General features: G+C 70.5%; 22 protein-coding genes. 10 read left to right on the top strand and 12 right to left on the bottom strand.

Annotated features, from left to right (window positions below):
• Nucleotides 1–59: 59 nt before the first annotated feature.
• Complete coding sequence (locus ACFRKB_RS01575) at nt 60–1,139, bottom strand: terpene synthase family protein (protein ID WP_383102328.1); 1,080 nt, start codon at nt 1,137–1,139, stop codon at nt 60–62.
• Nucleotides 1,140–1,693: 554 nt separating this feature from the next.
• Complete coding sequence (locus tag ACFRKB_RS01580; protein ID WP_383102329.1) at nt 1,694–2,305, bottom strand: TetR/AcrR family transcriptional regulator; 612 nt, start codon at nt 2,303–2,305, stop codon at nt 1,694–1,696.
• 348 nt (nt 2,306–2,653) lie between these two features.
• Between ACFRKB_RS01580 and ACFRKB_RS01585 the strand changes: the two genes are divergently transcribed.
• The 4 genes from ACFRKB_RS01585 (at nt 2,654) to ACFRKB_RS01600 (ending at nt 7,255) form a co-directional block, all read left to right on the top strand.
• Complete coding sequence (locus ACFRKB_RS01585) at nt 2,654–3,751, top strand: DMT family protein (RefSeq protein WP_383102331.1); 1,098 nt, start codon at nt 2,654–2,656, stop codon at nt 3,749–3,751.
• 192 nt (nt 3,752–3,943) lie between these two features.
• Nucleotides 3,944–4,978 (top strand): L-threonine 3-dehydrogenase, encoded by a 1,035-nt coding sequence (gene tdh / locus ACFRKB_RS01590; protein WP_383102332.1) that lies wholly within the window; start codon nt 3,944–3,946, stop codon nt 4,976–4,978.
• 91 nt (nt 4,979–5,069) lie between these two features.
• Nucleotides 5,070–6,269 carry a glycine C-acetyltransferase gene (locus ACFRKB_RS01595; protein WP_383102334.1) on the top strand — a complete coding sequence of 400 codons (1,200 nt, stop codon included), beginning with the start codon at nt 5,070–5,072 and terminating at the stop codon, nt 6,267–6,269.
• Nucleotides 6,270–6,340: 71 nt separating this feature from the next.
• Complete coding sequence (locus ACFRKB_RS01600; RefSeq protein WP_383102336.1) at nt 6,341–7,255, top strand: LysR family transcriptional regulator; 915 nt, start codon at nt 6,341–6,343, stop codon at nt 7,253–7,255.
• Between the two features lie 29 nt (nt 7,256–7,284).
• Here ACFRKB_RS01600 and xylB read toward each other — a convergent pair whose 3' ends face one another.
• Nucleotides 7,285–8,760: a xylulokinase gene (gene xylB / locus ACFRKB_RS01605; RefSeq protein WP_383102338.1), complete on the bottom strand. Its 1,476-nt coding sequence runs from the start codon at nt 8,758–8,760 to the stop codon at nt 7,285–7,287.
• Between the two features lie 201 nt (nt 8,761–8,961).
• On the opposite strand from xylB, the gene xylA reads away from it, so the two are divergent.
• Nucleotides 8,962–10,131 carry a xylose isomerase gene (xylA, locus tag ACFRKB_RS01610; RefSeq protein ID WP_383102339.1) on the top strand — a complete coding sequence of 390 codons (1,170 nt, stop codon included), beginning with the start codon at nt 8,962–8,964 and terminating at the stop codon, nt 10,129–10,131.
• A 76-nt stretch (nt 10,132–10,207) separates the two neighbouring features.
• On the opposite strand, the gene ACFRKB_RS01615 is transcribed toward xylA, so the two are convergent.
• From ACFRKB_RS01615 to ACFRKB_RS01625, 3 genes are all read right to left on the bottom strand, one after another.
• A complete protein-coding gene (locus ACFRKB_RS01615; RefSeq protein ID WP_383102341.1) occupies nt 10,208–11,455 on the bottom strand; it encodes an ROK family transcriptional regulator in 1,248 nt (415 codons plus the stop codon).
• A gap of 93 nt (nt 11,456–11,548) precedes the next feature.
• On the bottom strand, nt 11,549–11,980 hold the full coding sequence (locus ACFRKB_RS01620; RefSeq protein WP_383102343.1) for a hypothetical protein: 432 nt from the start codon (nt 11,978–11,980) through the stop codon (nt 11,549–11,551).
• Nucleotides 11,974–12,447 (bottom strand): ATP-binding protein, encoded by a 474-nt coding sequence (locus ACFRKB_RS01625; RefSeq protein WP_383102345.1) that lies wholly within the window; start codon nt 12,445–12,447, stop codon nt 11,974–11,976. The genes ACFRKB_RS01620 and ACFRKB_RS01625 overlap by 7 nt, the downstream gene beginning before the upstream one ends.
• 208 nt (nt 12,448–12,655) lie before the next feature.
• Between ACFRKB_RS01625 and ACFRKB_RS01630 the strand changes: the two genes are divergently transcribed.
• The 3 genes from ACFRKB_RS01630 to ACFRKB_RS01640 all read left to right on the top strand — a co-directional run bounded on the left by ACFRKB_RS01630 (nt 12,656) and on the right by ACFRKB_RS01640 (nt 14,640).
• On the top strand, nt 12,656–13,519 hold the full coding sequence (locus ACFRKB_RS01630; RefSeq protein WP_383102347.1) for a helix-turn-helix domain-containing protein: 864 nt from the start codon (nt 12,656–12,658) through the stop codon (nt 13,517–13,519).
• Nucleotides 13,520–13,756 carry a DUF397 domain-containing protein gene (locus tag ACFRKB_RS01635; protein WP_030350290.1) on the top strand — a complete coding sequence of 79 codons (237 nt, stop codon included), beginning with the start codon at nt 13,520–13,522 and terminating at the stop codon, nt 13,754–13,756.
• A gap of 83 nt (nt 13,757–13,839) precedes the next feature.
• A complete protein-coding gene (locus ACFRKB_RS01640; RefSeq protein ID WP_383102349.1) occupies nt 13,840–14,640 on the top strand; it encodes an SAM-dependent methyltransferase in 801 nt (266 codons plus the stop codon).
• Nucleotides 14,641–14,717: 77 nt separating this feature from the next.
• Here the strand turns inward: ACFRKB_RS01640 and mmsB are convergent, their stop codons facing one another.
• From mmsB to ACFRKB_RS01670, 6 genes are read right to left on the bottom strand one after another with little or no spacing between them, the layout of a single operon-like run.
• Nucleotides 14,718–15,968: a multiple monosaccharide ABC transporter permease gene (gene mmsB, locus ACFRKB_RS01645; RefSeq protein WP_383102350.1), complete on the bottom strand. Its 1,251-nt coding sequence runs from the start codon at nt 15,966–15,968 to the stop codon at nt 14,718–14,720.
• Between the two features lie 5 nt (nt 15,969–15,973).
• Nucleotides 15,974–17,515 (bottom strand): multiple monosaccharide ABC transporter ATP-binding protein, encoded by a 1,542-nt coding sequence (mmsA, locus tag ACFRKB_RS01650; RefSeq protein ID WP_383102352.1) that lies wholly within the window; start codon nt 17,513–17,515, stop codon nt 15,974–15,976.
• Nucleotides 17,512–18,618 carry a multiple monosaccharide ABC transporter substrate-binding protein gene (chvE, locus tag ACFRKB_RS01655; RefSeq protein WP_383102354.1) on the bottom strand — a complete coding sequence of 369 codons (1,107 nt, stop codon included), beginning with the start codon at nt 18,616–18,618 and terminating at the stop codon, nt 17,512–17,514. Before chvE ends, mmsA begins: the two co-directional genes overlap by 4 nt.
• Before the next feature lie 24 nt (nt 18,619–18,642).
• Nucleotides 18,643–19,620, bottom strand: a complete 978-nt coding sequence (locus tag ACFRKB_RS01660) for a hypothetical protein (RefSeq protein WP_383102356.1) — start codon at nt 19,618–19,620, stop codon at nt 18,643–18,645.
• Between the two features lie 47 nt (nt 19,621–19,667).
• Nucleotides 19,668–20,738 (bottom strand): zinc-dependent alcohol dehydrogenase, encoded by a 1,071-nt coding sequence (locus ACFRKB_RS01665; protein WP_383102358.1) that lies wholly within the window; start codon nt 20,736–20,738, stop codon nt 19,668–19,670.
• Entirely contained in the window at nt 20,735–21,898 is a 1,164-nt protein-coding gene (locus ACFRKB_RS01670; protein WP_383102360.1) for a mandelate racemase/muconate lactonizing enzyme family protein, read from the bottom strand. Before ACFRKB_RS01670 ends, ACFRKB_RS01665 begins: the two co-directional genes overlap by 4 nt.
• Nucleotides 21,899–22,064: 166 nt before the next feature.
• Between ACFRKB_RS01670 and ACFRKB_RS01675 the strand changes: the two genes are divergently transcribed.
• Together ACFRKB_RS01675 and ACFRKB_RS01680 are read left to right on the top strand one after the other, a co-directional pair.
• Entirely contained in the window at nt 22,065–22,832 is a 768-nt protein-coding gene (locus ACFRKB_RS01675; protein ID WP_383102362.1) for an IclR family transcriptional regulator, read from the top strand.
• A 92-nt stretch (nt 22,833–22,924) separates the two neighbouring features.
• Nucleotides 22,925–23,380, top strand: coding sequence for a YchJ family protein (locus ACFRKB_RS01680; RefSeq protein WP_383102364.1), 456 nt, complete (start codon nt 22,925–22,927; stop codon nt 23,378–23,380).
• Nucleotides 23,381–23,404 lie beyond the last annotated feature (24 nt).

A 23,404-nucleotide genomic window follows, 5' to 3' on the forward strand; every position in this document is an offset into this window, starting at 1 on the left:
GGCGGCCGGCCGACCCGTTCACCGCTCAGTGCGCGCCGACAGCTCAGTGTGTTGAACGCTCAGTGCTCCGGGGCCAGTTGGTCCCACCACCACGCGATCGTCGGGATGGGAAGCGGCTCCAGGCTGTTGTCGGCCGGCTGCTGCTTCCACCACCCGCCCGGGGTCGCCCGCGGACCCGACGGCACGGAGTAGCGGGGGCAGATCGACGCCCAGTCGAGATGCCCCCGGACGAACTGGCCGAGCCCCTCCACATAGCGGCGCAGACCGTCGTCCGCCTCCTTGAGCACCTGCTGGGCCAGCCGGTCGAACAGCACCATCACGCGGTCCCGCATCGCCACCACTCGTACGAGCGCGCGACGCGGGTCGCAGTGCTGCTCCTGGCAGAGGACGTCGATCAGATTCAGATTGTCGTCGGCCCGCAGCAGCTCCTTGTTGCGGGAGTAGAGGTCGTTGTCCCAGCTGACCAGCGTCCAGGTGATCTCCGTGAGCGCGCGTACCCGCGAGTCCTGCATGTCCTCGTCCGCCACGGAGAAGCCGCCGACCACCTCGATCATCGCGGTGGAGGGCGCCATGCCGATGGCCCGCATCCACAGCGTGACGTAGTCGTCGAGCGAGGGGAGTTCCGGATTGCGGCGCCAGGACGCCTCCCACACCAGCCCGGAGGTGTAGACGCGCATGGCTTCCGTCAGACGGCGTACTTGACGCGGCGACGCGTACTGCTCCAGTTCCAGCCGTAGTCTGCGCAGCGCGGCGGTGTGCGGCGAGTCCCCGAGCGACCGCGCGTTCGGCGCCTCCACGGCGCGCATCATGCGCGAGGTCTCCTGGGCCATCAGATCGGCCGTGGCCTCGGACTCGTCGCACACGCCGTCGTCGAGCGAGAAGAGCACGGCGTGGAATTTGGCCATCAGCGTGAGCGGTTCGAGCGCTCCGTACGGCATGGTGGAGGCGGTGAGACCGCCGAAGTCGCAGACGGCCAGACGTTTGAGTTGATGTTCGTCGCTGTCGAGGCGCTGTTGGAGCATCCACCGCACGGTCTGGTCATTGAGGATCTCGACCGAGGGATGTCTCGCGGGCGGTACGGGGCAGTAGAACGGCACAGCCGGAAGCTGGACCAAGCGCTGTTCCGAGACACAGGTCATGATCGGCCTCCTGGTACGGCAAGGGCGGTAATACGGTGCGCGGATGAGGGGCGATGCCGTTCGGATGGAGCGTATCTGTCCAAGTCGGATCGTCAACAACTGCGCAACTGGCGTGCCATTGGCTGGATTTGACTCATTGTGAACCGACGTGATCAATTCCGCTCGCGAGTCGATGCGCCCGCGCACCACCCCCACTGCGCCCGCGCAGCGCCCGCGCACGCGCCGTGCAAGGGCGGTTCACGCCACTCCACTACCGCCCACCAGCCTCCCCGAGCGCCCCGTGGTACGCCGCCAACCGGCCGTTTTCGTAACGGCTCGTAAACGGCTCCCACCTGATGCCGTCGCCATTCTGATCGTTATCGCTACGTCATTGAAACGGTCATGCACGGAGACGAATGTACGAGAACGCTCTCCGCACACCACCGCTCCGGCCTCCCGGCATGCCTGTGGGCCCCCTCCGGAGAAGAGGCCCACAGGCATGGAGCGCGCCGCTCCCGTCCCCACGGTGCGGCGCCGGTGTGTCGTCGTCATCCGCTCGGACGACGACGCACCGGTCAGGGGTGCGAGGTGACTCGCGAGGTGGCCCGCAGGCCGAGTGCGGGGAAGACCGCGGCCTCCAGGAAGCGCTGGAGATACGCCTCGTCGGCCGGCCGGCCCTCCACCATCGGCCGGGCGCGCATGACGCCCATCAGCTGGGCCGCCACGAACTCCGCCGCCGGGTTGTCGGCCGCGATCTCGCCGCGGGCCACGGCGCGTTCGATCATGGCGTTGATCGCCGCGACCTCCGGTTCGATGAGGTTCTCGCGCAGGGCGCGCAGCAACTCCGGATTCTGGAGGGCCGCGTGGCCGAGCGCGTGCATCAGCGCGGTGTCGCGGCCCGCGCCCGCCACCGCCGCACGGGCCGCCGCCCGCAGATCCCCGACGAGGCCGCCCGTGTCGACCTCCGCGAGTTTGACGCAGCGGGTGCCGCGGAGCGCCGCCGCGACCAGTTGCGGTTTCGTGCCCCACTGACGGTAGAGCGTGGACTTGCCGCAGCGGGAACGGGCGGCGACGCCCTCCATGGTCAGTGCCTCGTAGCCGCTCTCCCTGAGCAGGTCCAGGGCGGCTTCGTAGAGTTCCAGCTCCCGTTCCGGCGTGATCTTGGAGCGGCGCCGCGGCGTCATCATCTCTCCCCGTCTCCGCCGTCCGGGGTCCGGTGCGGCTCCGGCGGCGATACGTCAGTGTATCGATACGCCAGTGTACCGATACGTAAGCGTATCGGTACACTGGCGTATCGATAGGGCGCGGTCCAGGCCGCGCCGCCGCACCGCCACGACGTTCCGCCGCGCCGTGTTGTCCAGGTAAGGGGGTCGGGTGAGAAACGCCCGCACCGGGCCCGCCGCACGGAAGCCGGAGACTTCCGCCCGACCGCCCCTCGCACGTGAGCTGTCGCTCGTCGCCGGACTCTTCCTCCTCTGCGAACTCGGCAGGCAGGCCGCCTCAGCTGTCGCTCCCGTCACCTCGGGGGCCGGCCGATGAACGGCGCGACGGCCGTGGCCGTGGCGCTGTCGCTGGTCTCGGCCGTCGCGTACGCCTCCGCCGCCGTGGCGCAGGAGCGGCTCGCGGCCCGTACGGAGCCGGGCGCCGGGCTGCTCACCCTGCTGGCCCGCGGCGCCTGGTGGTGGGCGGTCGGGCTGAACGCGGCCGGCGCGCTGCTGCATGTCGTGGCGCTGACCTATGGACCGCTCACGGTCGTCCAGCCGCTGGGCGCGCTCACCCTCGTCGCGGCCGTACCGCTGGGCGCCCGGCGCGCCGGGCGGCAGGTCAGCCGGGGCGAGTGGCGCGGCACGGCCTTCACCCTGGCCGGCCTCGCGGCCATCCTGCTCGCCGCGGCCGGCAGCGCCCCCGACGAGACGCTCAGCCTGCCCCAGGCGCTCGGCGTCGCGGGCGTGGCACTGGCGCTGGTCGCGCTGCTGACCCGGCCGGGCACGGGATCCGGCCTCCGCCACGCGGCGGCCTCCGGCATCACCTCGGGCGTCGCCTCGGCCCTCACCCAGACGGTGACGGTCGCCGCCACCGCGCGCGACGCGGACGCCCTGCCGATGTGGCAGGTGGCGGCCGTGGCCCTGGTCGTCGCGACCTTCGCGTCCGGCGGTCTGCTGCTCTCCCAGCGTGCCTACCGCGGCGGACTCGGAGCCCCGCTCGCGGTCCTGACCCTGGCCAACCCGCTCGCGGCGGCGGTCATCGGCCTGACCTTGCTGGGCGAGCGCCTCCAGGGCGGCGTCCCGGGCGTGACGGCCGCGCTCCTCGGCGCGGTGCTCGCCGCGCGGGGCGTGGTGCTGCTGACCCGTACGGCGGCGACCGCACCCGCGATGCCGGCCACGATCACGGAGGTACCCGCGGCGTGGCTGCCCGGACAGCGGTCCGCCGTACCGCCTGCGTGCCCCGACCCCGGCGGCCGCGCCCTGGAGCCGGCCGCCGCGGGGCCGGGCCCGGGTGCGGCGGCGCAGGGTGCCGCGCCGCCCGGCCCGCTCACCGCGCGGCCGTCCTGGCGACCGCACCCGCTGAGGCCGGGACGGGCGCTCCGGGAACGCCGGTGTGCGCGTCGCCGCGGGGACCGCACCCACCGATAGCGGTATGCCTCTCGCCCGCCACCCGGTCGTCTTCCCGGCGCGCCGCGGCGCGTGAAGCTGCGCTGTTGGGCCGCTTAAGAAATCCTCGATGGACTGAACGGGCGCCGCTCGGCAGATTGGTGCCCGACCACCGAACAGTGATCACCGCTCAGCGCCATGCGCCACGCACCACCACCCCGGGAGCCGCCCCCCATGAAGGCACTTGTCAAACAGAAGGCCGAGCCCGGGCTGTGGCTCATGGACGTGCCCGAGCCGGAGTACGGGGACGGTGACGTACTGATCAAGGTGCTCCGTACCGGCATCTGCGGTACCGACCTGCACATCCGGTCCTGGGACGGCTGGGCCCAGCAGGCCGTCACCACACCCCGCGTCCTCGGCCACGAGTTCGTCGGCGAGGTGGCCGCCGTCGGCGCCGCCGTACAGGACATCGCCGTCGGCGATCTGGTCAGCGGTGAGGGCCATCTCGTCTGCGGCAAGTGCCGCAACTGCCTCGCGGGCCGCAGGCATCTGTGCCGCAGCACCGTCGGGCTCGGCGTCGGCCGCGACGGAGCCTTCGCGCAGTACGTCTCCCTGCCCGCCGCGAACGTCTGGGTGCACCGCGCCGAGGTGGACCTCGATGTCGCCGCGATCTTCGACCCGTTCGGCAACGCCGTGCACACCGCGCTCTCCTTCCCGCTCGTCGGTGAGGACGTGCTGATCACCGGCGCGGGCCCCATCGGCATCATGGCGGCGGCCGTCGCCCGGCACGCCGGTGCGCGCAATGTCGTGATCACCGACGTCAGCCCGCACCGGCTGGAACTCGCCCGCAAGGCCGGCGCCACCCTCGCCCTCGATGTCTCGCCCGCCGACGTCGGCATCGCCGACGCGCAGCGGCAGCTCGGCCTCAAGGAGGGCTTCGACATCGGTCTGGAGATGTCGGGCCGCCCCGAGGCCATGCGCGACATGGTCGACAACATGACGCACGGCGGCCGGATCGCCATGCTCGGGCTGCCCGCCGAGGAGTTCGCCGTCGACTGGTCGAAGATCGTCACCTCGATGATCACGGTCAAGGGCATCTACGGACGCGAGATGTTCGAGACCTGGTACGCGATGACCGTCCTGCTCGAAGGCGGGCTCGACCTCACGCCCGTCATCACCGGCAGCTACGGATACGAGGACTTCGACGCGGCGTTCGACGAGGCGTCCTCCGCACGCAGCGGAAAAATCATTCTCGACTGGAGCGTCTGACCGCCCCACCGGCCCCCGCGGCGCATCGGCCCCCGCAGTAGCGCCGAGCCGCAGCAGGCAGCGCACCGAGCCCCAGAAGAAGGAGCCCTTCATGTACGCGTCCGTCCGGGACGACCTGTCCGCCACCCTCGACGAGATCCGCGACGCCGGTCTCTTCAAGCCCGAGCGCGTGATCTCGACCCCGCAGAGCGCCTCCGTCGCCGTCACCGCGGGCGGCGCCCCCGGTGATGTCCTCAACTTCTGCGCCAACAACTACCTCGGACTCGCCGACCACCCCGAGGTCGTCGCCGCCGCCAAGGACGCGCTCGACCGCTGGGGCTACGGCATGGCGTCCGTGCGCTTCATCTGCGGCACCCAGGAGATCCACAAGGAGCTGGAGCAGCGGCTGTCCGCGTTCCTCGGCCAGGAGGACACGATCCTCTACTCCTCCTGCTTCGACGCCAACGGCGGGGTCTTCGAGACGCTCCTCGGCCCGGAGGACGCCGTCATCTCCGACGCCCTCAACCACGCCAGCATCATCGACGGCATCCGGCTCTCCAAGGCCCGTCGCCTCCGGTACGCCAACCGCGACCTCGCCGAGCTGGAGACCAGGCTCAAGGAGTCCCAGGACGCCCGTCGCCGGCTGATCGTCACGGACGGCGTGTTCTCGATGGACGGGTATGTCGCCCCGCTGGCCGAGATCTGTGATCTCGCCGACCGGTACGACGCGATGGTCATGGTCGACGACTCGCACGCCGTCGGCTTCGTGGGCCCCGGCGGCCGGGGCACCCCCGAGCTGCACGGCGTCATGGACCGGGTCGACATCATCACCGGCACGCTCGGCAAGGCGCTCGGCGGCGCCTCCGGCGGCTATGTCGCGGCCCGCGCCGAGATCGTCGCGCTGCTGCGCCAGCGCTCCCGTCCGTATCTCTTCTCCAACTCCCTCGCGCCGGTCATCGCCGCCGCGTCGATCAAGGTCCTCGATCTGCTGGAGAGCGCGGGCGAACTGCGGGACCGGCTGAACGCCAACACCGCGCTCTTCCGTGCGGAGATGACGGACGCGGGGTTCGAGATCCTGCCCGGTGACCACGCCATCGCTCCCGTCATGATCGGCGACGCCGCCGAGGCGGCCCGGATGGCCGAACTGCTCCTGGAGCGCGGGGTCTATGTGATCGGCTTCTCGTACCCCGTGGTCCCCATGGGCCGGGCGCGGATCAGGGTGCAGCTGTCCGCCGCGCACTCCACGGCCGATGTGGAGCGGGCGGTCGCGGCGTTCGTCGACGCGCGCGAGGCGATGAAGCGGGAGGGCTGAGCGCCGGTGCCGGTGGGGCGGTCGGTGCCCGTGGGGGTGGAGTTCCGGGCAGACCTGGCAAAATGGGCCGGGTGATCGACCCTCGGCGGCTGCGTGTCCTGCGGGCCGTGGCGGACCACCGTACGGTGACCGCCGCGGCCGCCGCGCTCTATCTCACGCCCTCGGCCGTCTCCCAGCAGCTCGCCGCGCTGGAGCACGAGACCGGGCACGCGCTGCTGACCCGCAGCGGCCGGGGCGTACGGCTGACCGCCGCCGGCGAGATCCTGCTCACCCACGCGCACGCCGTCCTCGCCCAGCTGGAGCGCGCCGAGGCGGAGCTCGCGGCGTACGCGGGCGGGACGGCGGGCGAGGTCACGGTCGCCGCCTTCGCCACGGGCATCGCGGAGGTACTGGCCCCGGCCCTCCAGCTGCTCGCCGGACCGCACCCCGACATACGGGTACGCGTACGGGACGCCGAGGGCGACGAGAGCCTGCCGATGGTGCTCGACGGAGAGGCCGATCTCGCGGTCGCGGTCGAGTACCGGGGCGCCCCGCGCGAGGACGATCTGCGGCTGTGGCGGATGCCGCTGTACGCGGAGCCGTTCGACGCGGTCCTGCCCGCGGCGCATCCGCTCGGGCTCGGCGCGGAGGTCGTGCTCGCCGAGCTGGCCGACAGCGACTGGATCGGCCCGTACCCCGGCAACCCCTGCCATGACGTGATCCAGCTCGCCTGCGAACTGGCGGGCTTCCAGCCCCGTCTGGCGCACTCCTCCGACGACTTCCGGGCGGTCGTCGCCCTCGCGGGCGCGGGCGCGGGAGTCGCGCTGGTCCCGCGCTCCGCGCTGCGCGGCATGGAGCTGAAGGGTACGGTCGTACGCCCCGTGGCGGGCCCGGCCGCGACCCGCAGGGTCTTCGCCGCCGTACGCCGGGGCGCGGAGACGCACCCGCTGATCCGCCCGGTCCTGGACGCGCTGGCGCGGGCGGCGGGCGGCGTGACGACGGACTGACGACGCGTCGGCCGTCGCAGTGCCCCGCCCTAGCTCAGGAGGCTCGGCGCCGCCCTGTCCAGTACCGATCCCACCCGCTCCCAGGTCTCCATGTCCCGCTCCACCGCGGGCAGTTCGGGTCCTTCGCCGGTCCGCCAGGAGGTCGCGATCGCCACCGGGTCCTCGCCCGTCGCCGCGCCCGCGGCCAGCGCGGCGGCGCCCAGCGCGACCAGTTCGCCGCTCGTCGGGACGATCACGCGGCGGCCGGAGAGCCGGCGGACCGTATCCACCCACATCCGGCCCTGAGCGCCGCCGCCGACCAGACGCAGCGGGCGGCCCGCCGCGTCCGGGGACGCGGGGTCCAGGCCGCAGGAGCGCAGCACCTCGTCCAGCGCGCGCAGTACGGTGACGGCCGCGCCCTCGTAGGCGGCGCCCAGGAGTTGCTGCGGGCTGGTGTCATGGCGCAGCCCGGTCAGCAGGCCCGAGGCGGCGGGCAGATCGGGGGTGCGTTCGCCGTCCAGGTAGGGGAGCAGTACGGCTTCGCCGCCCGGCACCGCGTCCTCCCGGTCGAGCCGGAACAGCGAGGCGATCTTGTCGACGGCGAGCGTGCAGTTGAGCGTGCAGGCCAGCGGCAGATACGTACCGTCCGCCGCCGCGAACCCGGCGAGCGCGGGGGAGCCGGGGCGGGTGCGGGTGGCGGCGAAGACCGTACCCGACGTGCCGAGGCTCAGTACCGGATGGTCCAGCAGACCGGCGCCGCCGAAGCCGAGACCGACGGCCGCGCTCATGTTGTCGCCGGTACCGGCGGCGACGGCGATGCCCGCGGGCAGCCCCAGTTCCGCCGCGGAGCCCGCCGTGAGCGAGCCGACGCGTGCGGCGCCGGTCGTGGCGACGGCGGGCAGCAGATCGGCGTCGAGACCGAGGAGCGCGAGCAGTTCGGGGTCGTACTCGCCGGTGGCGGTGGAGTACCAGCAGGTGCCGGAGGCGTCACCCGCGTCGGTGGCCGCGGTGCCCGAAAGCCGTTCGGTGAGAAAATCGTGGGGGAGCCGGATGGCCGCCGTGGCCTCCGCGATGGCGGGGTCGTTCTCCCGCAGCCACTGCCACTTGGAGGCCGTCATCGAGGCCACCGGTACGGAGCCCGTGCGCGCCGTCCAGGCGTCCGGGCCGCCGAGCGCGTCGGTGAGCGCGGCTGCCTGCGGGGCCGAGCGGGTGTCGTTCCAGAGCAGCGCGGGGCGCAGCGGCCGGCCGGTACGGTCGAGCACGACCAGACCGTGCTGCTGTCCGGCGACGGCGATGCCGGTCACGGCCGAGGCGTCCGTCCCGGATTCCTTCAGACCGGCGGCGACCGCCTCACGCAGCGCGTTCCACCACACCTCCGGGTCCGTCTCCCGGGCGCCGCCCTCGCCGGTCACCCGGTGCGGCGCGCGGCCCACGGCGAGCAGCCGGCCTGTGGCGGCGTCCGTGAAGGCGGCCTTCGTGGACTGGGTGGAGCTGTCCACGCCGATGACGACCGGGTTCCGCGACATGGGCGTACCTCCAGATTGAGCGTCGGGAAAACAAATTACGCGATGGCGTGGCACACGGGAACCGTGCCGACGATCATCATCTTGGGTCCACGGGCGTGCGGGGTCTTTTGCGCACCCGTATCCCCGTGCATTATTAGTCATGTCAGGAAACAAATAAGGTCGGCACGTGCCGGACCTGAGGTATCGAAGGCGGCCAGAGTCATGACGGAACGCTTCACACCCACCCCCGAGGACAAGTTCAGCTTCGGCCTCTGGACGGTGGGCTGGCAGGGCAAGGACCCGTTCGGCGACGCGACCCGCCCCGCGCTGGATCCCGTCGAATCGGTTCACCGACTCGCGGATCTCGGCTCATGGGGTGTGACCTTCCACGACGACGACCTCATTCCGTTCGGCTCGACGGAGGCGGAGCGCGACGCGCACATCAAGCGGTTCAGGCAGGCGACCGAAGAGACCGGCATCACGGTCGAGATGGTCACCACCAACCTCTTCACCCACCCCGTCTTCAAGGAGGGCGGCTTCACCGCGAACGACCGCGACATCCGCCGCTACGCCCTGCGCAAGGTGCTGCGCAATGTCGACCTCGCGGCCGAACTGGGCGCCAGGACCTTTGTCGCCTGGGGCGGCCGTGAAGGAGCCGAGTCGGGCGGCGCCAAGGATGTACGCCTCGCCCTCGACCGGATGAAGGAGGCGTTCGACCTGCTCGGGGAGTATGTCGTCGAGCAGGGCTACGACCTCAGGTTCGCCGTCGAGCCCAAGCCCAACGAGCCGCGCGGCGACATCCTGCTGCCCACCGTCGGCCACGCCCTGGCGTTCATCGACCGGCTGGAGCGCCCCGAGCTGTTCGGCGTCAACCCCGAGGTCGGCCATGAGCAGATGGCCGGGCTCAACTTCCCGCACGCCATCGCCCAGGCGCTCTGGTCGGGCAAGCTCTTCCACATCGACCTGAACGGCCAGCACGGCACCCGCTACGACCAGGACCTGCGGTTCGGCGCCGGCGATCTGCGCGCCGCCTTCTGGCTGGTCGATCTGCTGGAGAACGCGGGCTGGGAGGGCGCGCGGCACTTCGACTTCAAGCCGCCGCGCACCGAGGACTTCGACGGGGTGTGGGCGTCCGCCGCCGGCTGTATGCGCAACTATCTGATCCTCAAGGAGCGGGCCGCCTCCTTCCGCGCCGACCCGCTCGTCCAGGAGGCGCTGCGCGCTTCCCGCGTGGACGAACTGGCGCGACCCACCGCCCCCGAGGGCGTGGCCGCGCTGCTGGCCGACCGCAGTGCCTACGAGGAGTTCGACGTCGACGCGGCCGCCGCGCGCGGCATGGCGTTCGAGCACCTCGACCAGCTCGCCATGGACCACCTCCTCGGCGTCCGCTGACCCCGGGAGCCGTGCAGCGGGCGCGCGGGACGGGCGTACGCCGGCCCGTCCCGCGTCGCTTCGGCCGTGTCGTACGTCAGCCTGTCCCGCGCGCCTCGCGGTGCACGTACGCCACCGGATCGGCCAGCACCGCCTGGACGACCAGGGCCGCCGCGCCGCGAGCCGCGTCCCCCGCCGAGGAGGACCCGCGCAGCCGCCCGCTGCCGCTCTCCCACAGCCCCGACACCACCCGGGCGGTCAGCTCCCGGTCCGCGGCCGGCGAGAGCCAGGGCATCAGCTCCCGGTAGATCCCGCCGAGGACGACCGCGTCCGGATCGAAGAGGTTCACCGCACCCGACAGCACCCGGCCCAGCGTCCGCCCGGCCCGCTCCACGGCGGCGATGGCCTGCGGGTCGCCCGCGTCCGCCCGCAGCCCCAGCTCGGCCACGCCCGGCACCCCGGCGTTCTCGTCGATCCCCGCCGCCCGCAGCAGCGCGGACTGGCCCGCGTACTGCTCCAGACACCCCCGGGAGCCGCAACGGCACAGCGGCCCCTCCGGATCGACGACCACATGGCCGATCTCCCCGGCGAACCCATGGGCCCCGCGCAGCAGTTCACCGTTGAGCACCAGCGCGCCGCCGACGCCGATCTCGCCCGTCAGATAGAGGAAGGTGCGCAGCGGGCCGAGTTCACCGAACCACAGCTCCGCCAGCGCCGCGAGATTGGCCTCGTTCTCCGAACTCACCGGCAGCGGGGGCAGATCGGGCCGCAGCTCGGCCAGCGCGGCGGCGAACATCTCGTCGGTGGGAACGAGGTTCCAGCCGAGGTTCGGGGCCTGCCGGACCGTACCGCCCGACACCAGCCCCGGCAGGGCGAGTTGGACCCCGACCGGCAGCAAGTCCTGTTCGGCGGCGGAGTCCAGGGTACGGGCGGCGATCCTGGCGCAGCGGGCCAGCACCTCGGCCGGCCGGGAGCCCCTGTTGTCGAGGTGTTCGGTCAGCCGGACGCGGTCGGTGCCGGACAGGTCGACCACACACACCGACACATAGTCGATATTGATCTCGACGCCGATCCCCGCGGGTCCCGTGCGGGTCACCTTCAGCACGGTGCCGGGGCGCCCGGCCTGCCCGCTGAACGTCTTGCCGGACTCGGAGAGGAACCCGCTGTCCAGCAACTGCTCGACCAGCGACGACACGGCCGCCCGGGTCAGACCCACCCGCGCCGCGACACCGGCCCTGGTCGCCTCGCCCTCGTCCCGTACCGCCCGCAGCACAAGGCTCAGATTGTGCCGGCGCACGGTCTCTTTGTCGGCCTTCGGACCGAGGGAGGTGTGGTTGTTGTTCATCTCGCGGACGAGCCTATGTGATCGGCCCGCGGTGGGGGGAGCGGAGCGCCAGGCCGACCGGCCGATCAGCCGGTCCCCGCTCCGGAATATCTCCTAGCCGTGCTGTGCCGGGACCGTCCCCGCCGTGCCGTCCGGCGCCCAGGACGGGGCCGTGCCCGTCAGCTGGCAGACCATGAGATAGAGGGGGATCGGCGGGGTGTACGGCGTGGGGTCCTCCGGCCAGTGGATCAGCCGGGGGTGCGCCGCCGGCACGGTCGTCCCCGCGACATAGCGGGCCGGGGAGGGCCAGGTCAGATCGAGGTCCGAGCCCGCCGGAACGATCCACCACCACCACTCGGCGTCGGCGAAGATACAGCCCTTCCGCGGCAGCCGCGCCATCAGCCGGAAGCCGTGCTGCGCCGGGATACCCACGGCGTCACACCCCAGCGAGGCGGGCAGGGTCGGCGGCAGTGGCAGCTGTACGTGTCCGGGAGATGACTCGTGGCTCAGGCCGCGCGAAAGGCGCCGCAGCGCGGTCTTCAGCATGACTGCTCCGCTCCGTGTGACAGTTCCGCCCAGACGACACGTCCAGGTCCGTATCCCGAGGTGTCGTGGGCTCCCCAGCCGCTGCATATGGAATCGACGAGAAACAGTCCCCGGCCGCCCTCGCCCTCGCACTCGCCTTCCGCGGTGCGGTGCAGCTGCGGCCCGGTCGGTCCGTACCCCTGGTCCTCCACGGCGATCCGCAGCTTTCCGTTGCTCTGCCGTATCTCGCAGATGACATGGTCGCCCGCGGCGTGCACCACCGCGTTGGTGACCAGTTCCGACACGACGAGCACCGCGGTCTCGCGGGTCTCCTCGTCCACGTCCCAGGTGCCGAGCCGGTCACGGGTCAGCTGTCTCGCGCGGCTGACGGACTCCGCGTGAGCAGGCAACTGGAACCCGTAACGGCGGACGACGTTGCCGGGGCACAGGGCTATGAGCTGGGGGGTGAGCGCGTTACCAGGTGCCACGACCGATTCCTAACGGTGGGGGAGCGGCAGTCGCGCGCAAGACCTCTCCCGTGGCAGAGCGCGACAACCGTGTGAACTGGTTCACCGACCCACTCTCCACCCGCCGAGGACACTTGGCAAGTGGCACTCTGAATTTTCCAGAGTGCCGTATTCTTCGTGGTGGAGACATGGCAGACTGCTGTCAACCGTGCGTGGGGAGGACCCAAAAGTGAGCGAACCGCGGTCCGCCCCGACCGTGGGACAGGTCGTACTGGGCAGACGCCTACAGGACCTGCGTGAGCGCGCCGGCCTGAAACGCGAGGAGGCCGCCAAGCTCCTCCGCGTGGCGTCGGCGACGATACGCCGGATGGAGACGGCCGAGGTCGCCCTCAAGATCCCCTATGTGCAGGTGCTGCTCAGGGCCTATGGGATCCCCGAGGACGAGGCCGACGCGTTCGTCGAACTCACCGAGGAAGCCAATAAGCCCGGCTGGTGGCAGCGGTTCCACGACATCCTGCCCGACTGGTTCAGCATGTACGTGAGCCTGGAGGGGGCCGCGGCGCTGCTCAGGGCGTACGAACCGCACTTCGTCCCCGGGCTGCTCCAGACCGAGGGCTACGCGCGCGCCGTCATGAACGCCGGCGCCGTGGGACAGGCGCAGCCGGAGGACATCGAGCGCCATGTGGCGCTCAGGATGGAACGCCAGTCGCTGCTGACCCGTGCGGACGCGCCGAAGTTCTGGGTGATCATGGACGAGACGGTGCTGCGCCGCCCGGTGGGCGAGGACCCGGAGATCATGCGCGAACAGGTCGACCGGCTGCTCGAAGCCACCGACCTGACCAATGTGACCCTGCAGATCGCGGAATTCTCGTCCGGACACCACCCCGGTACCTACGGGCCGTTCGTGATCTTCCGCTTCGCCGTACCGGAGCTGCCGGACATGGTCTACAGCGAGTACCTCACCGGTGCTGTCTATCTCGATGCCCGTCCCGAAGTGGCCACCCACCTGGAGGTCATGGACCGGATGGCGGCCCAGGCCGCAACTGCACAACGCACGAAGGAGATCCTCAAGGATGTCCGCAAGGAGCTGTGAATGGATCCCATATACAACGGCATGCCCGCCGCCGACCTCGGCGCCGAAGGCTGGCACAAGCCGTGGAGCGGTGGCAACGGCGGCAACTGCATCGAGGCCATGAAGCTGGCCGACGGCAGAGTCGCTGTGCGCCAGTCCGCCGACCCTGACGGCCCCGCACTGATCTACACCACCAACGAGATCGCCGCCTTCATCCAGGGTGCCAAGTCGGGCCAGGCGGACTTCCTGCTCACCTGATCCCCTCAGCCGATCCTGCTCAGCCCCCGCTCTCTCCACCTGTCCACTCATCGACTCATTGACCTGAGACTCATGGAGCGCACATGACCGGGCATGACCCGATCGACACCACCAAGCCGCATCCGGCCCGGGTGTACGACTGGTTCCTCGGCGGCAAGGACAATTACCCGGTGGACGAGGAGATGGCGAAGCAGCTTCTCGCACTGGACGCCCGGGGGCCCGAAATGGCCCGGGTCAACCGGGCGTTCATGCACCGCGCCACCCGCTGGCTCTGCACCGAGGGCGGGGTGCGCCAGTTCCTCGACATCGGTACGGGCATCCCCACCGAGCCCAATCTCCACCAGATAGCCCAGGAGGTCGCACCCGACTCCCGGATCGTCTACACCGACAACGACCCGATCGTCCTCCGGCATGCCGAGGCGCTGCTGCGCAGCACCCCGGAGGGCGTCACCGAGTATGTCCAGGCCGATGTCCGCGAGCCGGAGAGCATCATCGCGGCCGCCGGCGCGGTCCTGGACCTCACCCGTCCGGTCGCGCTCTCGCTCGTCGCGCTGCTCCACTTCGTCCCGGACGAGGACGGCGCGTACGAGCTGGTGCGCCGGCTGCTCGATCCGCTGCCGTCCGGCAGCTGTCTCGTCATCTCCCACGCCACGGGGGATTTCGACCGGGAGAGCTCGGACCAGGCCCGTGCGCTGTACCGGCAGCGTGGTCTGACCCTGGCCCTCCGTTCGCGGGACGAGTTCGCCGCGTTCTTCACCGGGCTCGATCTGGTCGAGCCCGGGGTCTCGCTGGCCGCCGACTGGCGTCCTGAGCTGGGTGAGGTCGTGCCGGTCTCCGGCAACGAGCCGATCCCGGGGTACGCGGCGGTGGCACGCAAGCTGTAACCGGTAACGGGGGCGCGGCGTCGCAGCACAAATTCAGGTGTGCTGCGGCGCCGCGCCGACCCCCTTTTTTTGACGGCTCAGGCACCCACCCGGCGTTTGTTCCAGACGTCGAAGCCGACCGCCGCCAGCAACACCAGCCCCTTGATGACCTGTTGATAGTCCGTGCCGATGCCCACGAGCGACATGCCGTTGTTGAGCACGCCGAGCACCAGCCCGCCGATGATCGCGCCGAGAACCGTGCCGACACCGCCGCTCATCGACGCGCCGCCGATGAACGCGGCCGCGATGGCCTCCAGTTCGAAGTTGATCCCGGCCTGGGGCACCCCCGCGTTGAGCCGGGCCGCGTAGACGATTCCGGCCAGCGCCGCCAGTACCCCCATATTGACGAAGACGAGGAACGTGACGCGCTTGTCCTTCACCCCGGACAGCTTCGCCGCGGCCTGGTTGCCGCCGAGCGCGTACACATGGCGGCCGACGACGGCGTTGCGCATCACATAGCCGAAGCCGATCAGCAGCGCCGCGAGCAGCAGCAGGACGACCGGCACACCCCGGTAGCTGGCCAGCGTCATCGTGAAGGCGAGTACGGCGGCGGCGAGCGCCACGCACTTGACGAGGAAGAGGTTACGGGGGAGCACCTCCAGGTCGTACGCCTGCTGCCGGCGCCGGTCCCTGAACTCCTGGAACAGCGCGAACGCCAGCAGCGCCAGCCCCAACAACAGCGTCAGATTGTGGTAGTTGGTGGCCGGGCCGATCTCGGGGAGATAGCCGGTCGAGATCTTCTGGAAGCCCTCGGGGAACGGTCCGAGTGAACGCGACCCCAGGAAGATCTGCGTACCGCCGCGGAACAGCAGCATCCCGGCGAGCGTGACGATGAACGACGGAATACCGACATACGCGATCCAGAACCCCTGCCAGGCCCCGGCGACCGCCCCGATGAGCAGCCCGAGGACCAGCGCGAGCACCCACGGGATGTCGTGCTCGACCATCATCACCGCGCAGGCGGCGGAGACGAACGCGGCCAGCGAGCCGACCGAGAGATCGATATGGCCCGCGATGATGACGATCATCATGCCGATGGCGAGGACCAGGATGTAGCTGTTCTGGAGCACCAGATTGGTGACGTTGTTCGGCTTGAGGAGGACGCCGTCGGTCCAGATCTCGAACAGGACGACGATCAGGCCGAGCGCGATCAGCATGCCGTACTGCCGCATATTGCGGCGCGCGGCCTCCAGCAGGAGCGCCCCCGTACCGCTCCGCCCGGACGGAGGCGACGGTGGGGATTCCTTCGGTGTGTCGCCCTTCGGCGTATCGGTGGTGACCGGACCCATGTCGACTACCTCGTGTTCTTGGTCATGTGACGCATCAGGACTTCCTGGGTCGCTTCCGCCCGCGGGATCTCACCGGTGAGCCGGCCGGCCGCCATCGTGTAGACGCGGTCGCACATACCGAGCAGCTCGGGGAGTTCGGAGGAGATGAAGATGACGGCCTTTCCCTCGGCCGCGAGCCGGTCGATGACGGTGTAGATCTCGTACTTCGCGCCGACATCGATACCGCGCGTGGGCTCGTCGAGGATCAGCACATCGGGACCCGCGAAGATCCATTTGCTGAGGACGACCTTCTGCTGGTTGCCGCCCGACAGCCGGCCGGCCTGTTCGAAGACCGTGGGCGCCTTGATGTTCATGCTTCCCCGGTACGACTCGGCGACCCGTGTCTCCTCGTGCTCGTCGACCACCCCGCGCCGGGCGACCTTCGACAAAGCGCTCAGGGTGATGTTCCGGCCGATGGTGTCGATGAGGTTGAGCCCGTACTGCTTGCGGTCCTCGGTGACATACGCGATGCCGTGCGCGACGGCCTCCGGCACCGTCCGCGTACCGATCTCGCGGCCGTCCTTGAGTACGGTGCCGCTGATGTTCCTGCCGTACGAGCGGCCGAAGACGCTCATCGCCAGTTCCGTGCGTCCCGCGCCCATCAGCCCCGCGATCCCGACGATCTCGCCCCTGCGGACCTGGACCGAGACGCCGTCGACGACCTTGCGCTGCTGGTCGATCGGGTGGTGCACCGTCCAGTCGCGCACCTCCAGCGCGGGGTGCGCGCCCGGATCGCCCTCGTAGGGGGTGCGTTCGGGGAAGCGGTGGTCGAGATCGCGGCCGACCATGCCCCGGATGATCCGGTCCTCGGTGGTGGACCCGGCCTTCACCGCGAGGGTCTCGATGGTCCGGCCGTCCCGTAGGATCGTGACGGAGTCGGCCACCTCGGCTATCTCGTTCAGCTTGTGCGAGATGATGATCGAGGTGATGCCCTGCTCCTTCAACTCGCCGATCAGCCGCAGGAGCTGGGCGCTGTCGCCATCGTTGAGCGCGGCGGTCGGCTCGTCCAGGATCAGCAGCTTCACCCGCTTGGCGAGCGCCTTCGCGATCTCCACGAGCTGTTGCTTGCCGACCCCGATATCGGCGACCCGCGTCTGCGGATGCTCGTCCAGACCCACCCGCTTGAGCAGCGAGGCCGCGTGTCTGAGGGTGTCGTTCCAGTTGATGAAGCCACGGGTGGCGTGCTCGTTGCCGAGGAAGATGTTCTCCGCGATCGACAAGTAGGGGATCAGGGCCAGTTCCTGATGGATGATCACAATGCCCTGGGCCTCGCTGGCCCGGATGTCGCGGAAGGCGCAGGGAACGCCCTCGAAGAGGATCTCTCCTTCGTAACTCCCGTACGGATGCACGCCGCTGAGCACCTTCATCAGGGTGGACTTGCCCGCGCCGTTCTCCCCGCAGATGGCATGCACCTCGCCGGGCGCGACCGTGAGGCTGACATCGGAGAGCGCTCTGACCCCGGGGAAGGTCTTCACGATGGAGCGCATCTCCAGGACGGGCGCCGTCACTTCAGGTCACTCGCCTTGAGGTAGCCGGAGTCCACCAGTTCCTTCTGGTAGTTCTCCTTGTCGACGCTGACCGGCTTCAGCAGATAGGCCGGGACGACCTTGGCCTTGTTGTTGTACGACTTCTCGTCGTTGACCTCGACCTTCTTGTCCTTCAGCATCGCGTCCGTCATCTGAGCGGCCGTCCTGGCCAGCAGGCGGATGTCCTTGTAGACGGTCATGGTCTGCTGGCCGGCGATGATCGACTTCACCGAGGCGACCTCGGCGTCCTGTCCGGTGACCACCGGATACGGCTTCGCGGACGTCCCGTAGCCGTCGGACCTGAGCGACGACAGGATGCCGATGGAGATGCCGTCGTACGGCGAGAGCACCGCGTCCACGTTCTGCGAGCCGTACGACTTGGTGAGCAGGTCGTCCATCCGCTTCTGCGCGGTGCCGCCGTCCCAGCGCAGGGTGGTGACCTGGTTCAGCTGGGTCTGTCCGCTCCGGACGACGAGCCGCTTGTCGTCCAGGTACGGCTTGAGGGTCTTCATCGCGCCGTTGAAGAAGTACTGGGTGTTGTTGTCGTCGGAGGAGCCGGCGAACAGCTCGATGTTGAACGGGCCCTTCTCGCCGCCGTCCTTCAGACCCAGCTTGTCGATCAGATAGGTGGCCTGGAGGACGCCGACCCTCTCGTTGTCGAACGAGGCGTAGTAGTCGACGTTCTCGGTGCCGAGGATCAGCCGGTCGTACGAGATGACCTTGATGTTCTGGTCCGCCGCCTGCTGGAGGACATCGCTCAGGGCGCTGCCGTCGATGGCCGCGATGACCAGTACGTCCACGCCCTTGGTGATCATGTTCTCGATCTGGGCGACCTGTTGGGCAACGTTGTCCTCGCCGTACTGGAGGTCGGTCTTGTAGCCGAGCTTCTTCAGCTCGCTGACAACGTTGTTGCCGTCGGCGATCCAGCGTTCCGACGACTTGGTGGGCATCGAGATGCCGATGGTGGATCCCTCCCCGCCCTTCGTGTCGTCCTTGCTGCCGCCCTCACTGCTCTGCCCGCAGGCGGCGAGTGAGAGGGCCAGCGATACGGCGGTGACGGCGAGTGCGGCTCGGCGAGTACGCATGGATGCATCAGTCCTTGTCTGGGGTCATGGCTGGTCTGGGGTCAGGGGGAAGCGGCTGAGCGGACCGGGCAGCCGGGAGCCGAGCGGCGACATTCCGCCGTCGGCGCCGTGCCGGGAGAGCAGATCGAGGACGAGCCGGCCGCGCCGGACCCGTTCACGGGCGCTGCTGAGGGCGGTGTCCCGCAGCTGGGCGCCGTACGGATAGATACCCGGCGACTTCGACAGTCCGAACTTCAGATAGAGCGGCGCGCCGCGCCGGATCAGCTCGGCCGTCTCGTACATCCGCACATACCCGCCGAGATCGTCGGGCGCCTCGATATAGAGGTCCATCGGCGCGCGGCTCGTCCGGCGGATCTCGCTGAAATGCGCGAGCGCCAGGTCCGAGGGGATATTGACCGAGTCGGCGCCCAGCCGCTCGAACACCGCGTACGACGCCGGGTTGACCGGGCCGATCAGCGCCGACACCTTGAAGGTGGTGTCGGCGGGCAGCACGCCCCGGGCCCGCAGCCGGTGCAGGGTCCACAGCACGCCCTCGTCCGCGACGAGCAGGCACTTCACCCCGAGTCCCGTCGCCCGCAGGGCGTCCTCGACACAGCCGGCCAGGGCGTCATGACCCCGGGCGCGGAGCCCCGCGCCGCCGGAGTCCGTACGGGTCGAGCCGCCGGTGTCCCACGTCCCGCGCGGCCCGGTGAACAGGCACAGTTCGATGTCACGCGACGCGCAGGCGTCGGCCATCTCGGTGATATCGGCGTCGGAGAGCATCCAGACGCCGCTGCCCTGGCTGACGCGGTGGATGGGCACATCGAGCCGGGCGGACTCCTTGAGGACCTCCGCCAGGCTCTCGGGGCCCTCGACCGAGGGGATCTCGGTACGCCAGCGGCCACCGTCGGGGAAGGCGTGCGGGGAGGCGTCGGCCGGGTGGGGTGCGGGCGCGGCCAGTCCGAGCGTGGCGAGCGCCTGTTCGCCGGGGCGGCGGGGGGCGGGGGCTGATACGTCGGTCACGGACGAGTCCTTCGGTTCAGTGGAGCGCGTGGTGGTACGGATCCGGGTCAGGGGCGCAGCAGCACCTTCCCGGTGCCGGGAGCGCCGCCGCCGACCAGCGACACGGCCTCGCCGTACCGCTCCAGCGGGAATTCATGGGTGATCAGCGGGGCCGGGGCCAGCAGCCCGGCGGTGAACGCCCGTACGGCGAAGGCCCAGGCGGCGGACGGCGCGCCGAAGACACTCCGTACCGTCAGCTGATTCAGTGTCAGCAGTACCGGATCGATCCCGGTGGCGCCGGGGGTGAACATCCCGGTGAGCACCACCCGGCCGCCGCGCCGGGCCAGCAGACAGGACGAGGCGGCCGTGGATGGTGCCCCGGCGGTCTCCACCACCAGGTCGTAACCGCCGTGCAGTTCCTTCGCGTCCTCGGGGGTCCCGATCAGGGTCGCGCCGAACTCCGTTGCCAGCAGCGTCCGTTCGGTCCGTGGATCGATCACCGCCAGCTCGGCGGGGGAGGAGGCGGCGAGCAGTTGTACGGCGAGGAGCCCCAGCGTGCCCGCGCCGACCACGGCGATCCGCTCACCCGGCTCCGGCCGGCTGGACCGTACCGCCGCGGCCACCACGGCGGCCGGTTCCAGCAGGGCGGCGGCCCGCAGGTCCGCGTCATCGGCGAGGGGATGTAACAGCCGTGCGGGCACCACGACATGGTCGGCGAAGGCGCCGGGGACGGTGAAGCCCGTCTCCTCGTAGCCGCCGGCGCACAGCGAGGTCTCACCGGCCCGGCACCGCGCGCAGGTTCCGCAGGCACGGAACCCCTCGGCGACCGTCGCGCGGCCGGTCAGCCGCGTATCGACCCCCTCACCCACCGCGTCGACCGTCCCCGCCCATTCATGACCGGGCGTCACCGGATAGCGCACATAGGCCGCGTCGCGATGGCCGTCGTACACCTCGCGGTCGCTCATACAGATCCCGGCGGCGGCGACCCGTACCCGCACCTCGCCGGGCCCGGGGACGGGCACAGGACCGGTCACCAGCCGGTGGACGCCGGGCCGGTCGACGACGATCGCGCGGCCGACCGCCGCGTCCGCCGCGTCCGCCGCGTCCGCCGCCGGGCCCGGCGGCCGGCGCCGGGTCATCGCGGCTCCTTCGGCTCGCGCTTCTCCCAGCCCTCGGCCCACAGGTCGAACCGCGCGTGCTGCTGCGGGAATTCGGCCGCCGCCGCCACATCGAACTCGACCCCGAGGCCCGGCGCGTGCGACACCTCGAAGCACCCCGTCTCGGGATCGACCTCCGGAGCGCCGGTGACGACCTTCTTGATCTCCGCGTCCGCGAAGTCATTGAAGTGCTCAAGAATCTTGAAGTTGGGTGTACAGGCGGCCAGTTGAAGGCTCGCGGCGGTCAGCACCGAACCGCCGACATTGTGCGGCGCGATCAACGTGTAGTGCGTCTCGGCGGTCGCGGCCAGCTTCCGGGTCTCCAGGATGCCGCCGATGTGCCCCACATCGGGCTGGATGATGTCGGCGGCCTGCGACTCGAACAGCTCACGGAACTCGATCCGGTCATGGATCCGTTCACCGGTCGCGATCGGCAGCTCGACCTTGTCGGCGACCTTGCTCAGCGCCTTGAGGTTCTCCGGCGGCACCGGCTCCTCCAGCCAGGCCGGGGCGTACGGCGCCAGCTCGCGCGCCAGCCGTACGGCGGTCGACGGGCTGAACCGGCCGTGCATCTCCAGCATCAGCTCCGCGTCGGGCCCGATCGCGTCCCGTACCGCCTCGATCAGCGCCACCGCCTCGTTCGACGCCGCCCGGTCCAGCTCGTAGTGGCCGGTGCCGAACGGGTCTATTTTCAGGGCCCGGTAGCCGCGCGCGATCACCGCCTCGGCCGCCTTGTGGTACGCCTCCGGGGTCCGTTCCGTGGTGTACCAGCCGTTGGCGTACGCCTTGACCCGGTCGGTGACCTTGCCGCCGAGCAGCTGCCACACCGGCACGCCCAGCGCCTTGCCCTTGATGTCCCAACAGGCCATCTCCACCACCGCGATGCCCGACATCACGATCTCGCCGGCCCGCCCGTAATCGCCGTACTTCATCCGCCGCACGAGATCCTCGACGGCGAACGGGTCGGAGCCCTGGATGTGGTTGGCCTCGGCCTCGCGCAGATAGCCGAGCAGCGCGTCCGTCCTGCCGAGCATCCGCGTCTCGCCGACCCCGGTGAGTCCTTCGTCCGTATGAACGAGGACATAGGTGAGGTTACGCCAGGGCGTACCGACCACGTGTGTGCTGATTCCCGTCATGCGCACGGCAGTTGCCCCTCGGCTCGTTCGGTATTTCGTCACACGTTCGAAATCGTGGCGTGACGGTATTCAGGCACTCCGAGGGGTGTCAATGGGTTGCGCGGCGGTTAGCCTGTGTTCGTCATTCCGGTCGATGGCCGAAGTACCGAACAAGAGGGGTGGGTGAGCGGTCGTGGGACGGCTGGTCCCCGCGGTGACGCGGGCCCTGGACATACTCGAACTGTTCCTGGAGGGCGACGGCACGCTCTCCGCGCCGGATGTCATCAGAAAGCTCGAACTGCCGCGCACCACGGTGCACGAGCTGCTCACCACGCTCGCGGCCCGCTCGTATCTGGCGGCGGTCCCGGGCCAGCCGGGCCGCTTCCGGCTCGGCGTGCGCTCCTACCAACTCGGCAGCAGATACGCGGAACAGCTCGATCTCGCCGCCGAGGGCGGGCATGTCGCCCGCGAGATCGCCGAGACCTGCGACGAGACCGTGCATGTCGCGATCCTGGAGGAGACCGATGTCATCTACATCGCGAAGGTGGACTCCACGCACGCGGTCAGAATGGTCTCGGCGGCCGGTCGCAGGCTGCCCGCCCACTGCACCTCCGTCGGCAAGATGCTGCTCGCGTCACTGCCCGCCGCGGAGCTGGAGAACCGTATCGCCGGACGGGAGTTCACCGCGATGACGCCCGCCAGCATCACCGATCCGGAGGTGCTGCGGGCGGAGCTGGCGGGGATCAGGGAGCGCGGCGTCGCCGTCGAGCACCGCGAGTCCAACCCCGATGTGAGCTGTGTGGCGGCGCCGGTGCGGGACAGCGCGGGCCGGGTCGTCGCGGCCCTGTCCATCTCCGTCCCGATGATCCGGTGGAGCGACGCGCGCGAGGAGGAGCTCGCCCAGCTCGCGGTGAAGGGCGCGGGCGCGCTCTCGGCGCGGCTCGGTCACCGCGGGCGGTGATGAGCCGGCGGTGACCGTGGAGGGTGAAGCGTCGGGCCCGTGTGTGGCGGCCCCGGGTACGGCGAGCGCCGATCAGCGGCGAGAATGGGCGTATGGCCCGACGCTCCGCCCGCACCAACCGCCCCGCACGCTCCGCCCGCCCCGGCCGGTCCAGCCCGTCCGGCCGGTCCGCCGTCACCGCCGACTCGCCCTGCCCCTGCGGACTCGACGCCACGTACGGCGCGTGCTGCGGGCGGTTCCACGCGGGTGCCGCCACCGCGCCCACCGCCGAGCTGCTGATGCGCTCCCGCTACAGCGCCTTCGCCGTCCTCGACGCGGCGTATCTGCTGCGCTCCTGGGACCCGGCCACCCGGCCGCCGGCCATCGATCTCGACCCCGCGACACGGTGGACGGGCCTGGAGATCCTGGACACCACCGACGGAAGCCCGTTCCACACCACGGGCACGGTCACCTTCCGGGCCCACTTCACCCGGCGCGGCGAACCGGGTGTCCAGGAGGAGCGCAGCCGGTTCGCGCGGCACGACGGCGCCTGGGTGTACGTGGGCTGAGTGGCGTACCCGGTTGGCGCGTCA

It is taken from the genome of Streptomyces scopuliridis, assembly GCF_042790125.1.
Taxonomy (GTDB): domain Bacteria; phylum Actinomycetota; class Actinomycetes; order Streptomycetales; family Streptomycetaceae; genus Streptomyces; species Streptomyces scopuliridis_A.

What these genes read in the sequence shown, in the direction of transcription:
- mmsB (WP_383102350.1), bottom strand. Translation starts at nt 15,968, where the DNA reads ATGGGTCCGGTCACCACCGATACGCCGAAGGGCGACACACCGAAGGAA.
- ACFRKB_RS01615 (WP_383102341.1), bottom strand. Translation starts at nt 11,455, where the DNA reads ATGAACAACAACCACACCTCCCTCGGTCCGAAGGCCGACAAAGAGACC.
- ACFRKB_RS01620 (WP_383102343.1), bottom strand. Translation starts at nt 11,980, where the DNA reads ATGCTGAAGACCGCGCTGCGGCGCCTTTCGCGCGGCCTGAGCCACGAG.
- xylA (WP_383102339.1), top strand. Translation starts at nt 8,962, where the DNA reads ATGACGGAACGCTTCACACCCACCCCCGAGGACAAGTTCAGCTTCGGC.
- ACFRKB_RS01580 (WP_383102329.1), bottom strand. Translation starts at nt 2,305, where the DNA reads ATGATGACGCCGCGGCGCCGCTCCAAGATCACGCCGGAACGGGAGCTG.
- ACFRKB_RS01640 (WP_383102349.1), top strand. Translation starts at nt 13,840, where the DNA reads ATGACCGGGCATGACCCGATCGACACCACCAAGCCGCATCCGGCCCGG.
- ACFRKB_RS01585 (WP_383102331.1), top strand. Translation starts at nt 2,654, where the DNA reads ATGAACGGCGCGACGGCCGTGGCCGTGGCGCTGTCGCTGGTCTCGGCC.
- ACFRKB_RS01595 (WP_383102334.1), top strand. Translation starts at nt 5,070, where the DNA reads ATGTACGCGTCCGTCCGGGACGACCTGTCCGCCACCCTCGACGAGATC.
- ACFRKB_RS01680 (WP_383102364.1), top strand. Translation starts at nt 22,925, where the DNA reads ATGGCCCGACGCTCCGCCCGCACCAACCGCCCCGCACGCTCCGCCCGC.
- chvE (WP_383102354.1), bottom strand. Translation starts at nt 18,618, where the DNA reads ATGCGTACTCGCCGAGCCGCACTCGCCGTCACCGCCGTATCGCTGGCC.
- tdh (WP_383102332.1), top strand. Translation starts at nt 3,944, where the DNA reads ATGAAGGCACTTGTCAAACAGAAGGCCGAGCCCGGGCTGTGGCTCATG.
- xylB (WP_383102338.1), bottom strand. Translation starts at nt 8,760, where the DNA reads ATGTCGCGGAACCCGGTCGTCATCGGCGTGGACAGCTCCACCCAGTCC.
- ACFRKB_RS01665 (WP_383102358.1), bottom strand. Translation starts at nt 20,738, where the DNA reads ATGACCCGGCGCCGGCCGCCGGGCCCGGCGGCGGACGCGGCGGACGCG.
- ACFRKB_RS01635 (WP_030350290.1), top strand. Translation starts at nt 13,520, where the DNA reads ATGGATCCCATATACAACGGCATGCCCGCCGCCGACCTCGGCGCCGAA.
- ACFRKB_RS01575 (WP_383102328.1), bottom strand. Translation starts at nt 1,139, where the DNA reads ATGACCTGTGTCTCGGAACAGCGCTTGGTCCAGCTTCCGGCTGTGCCG.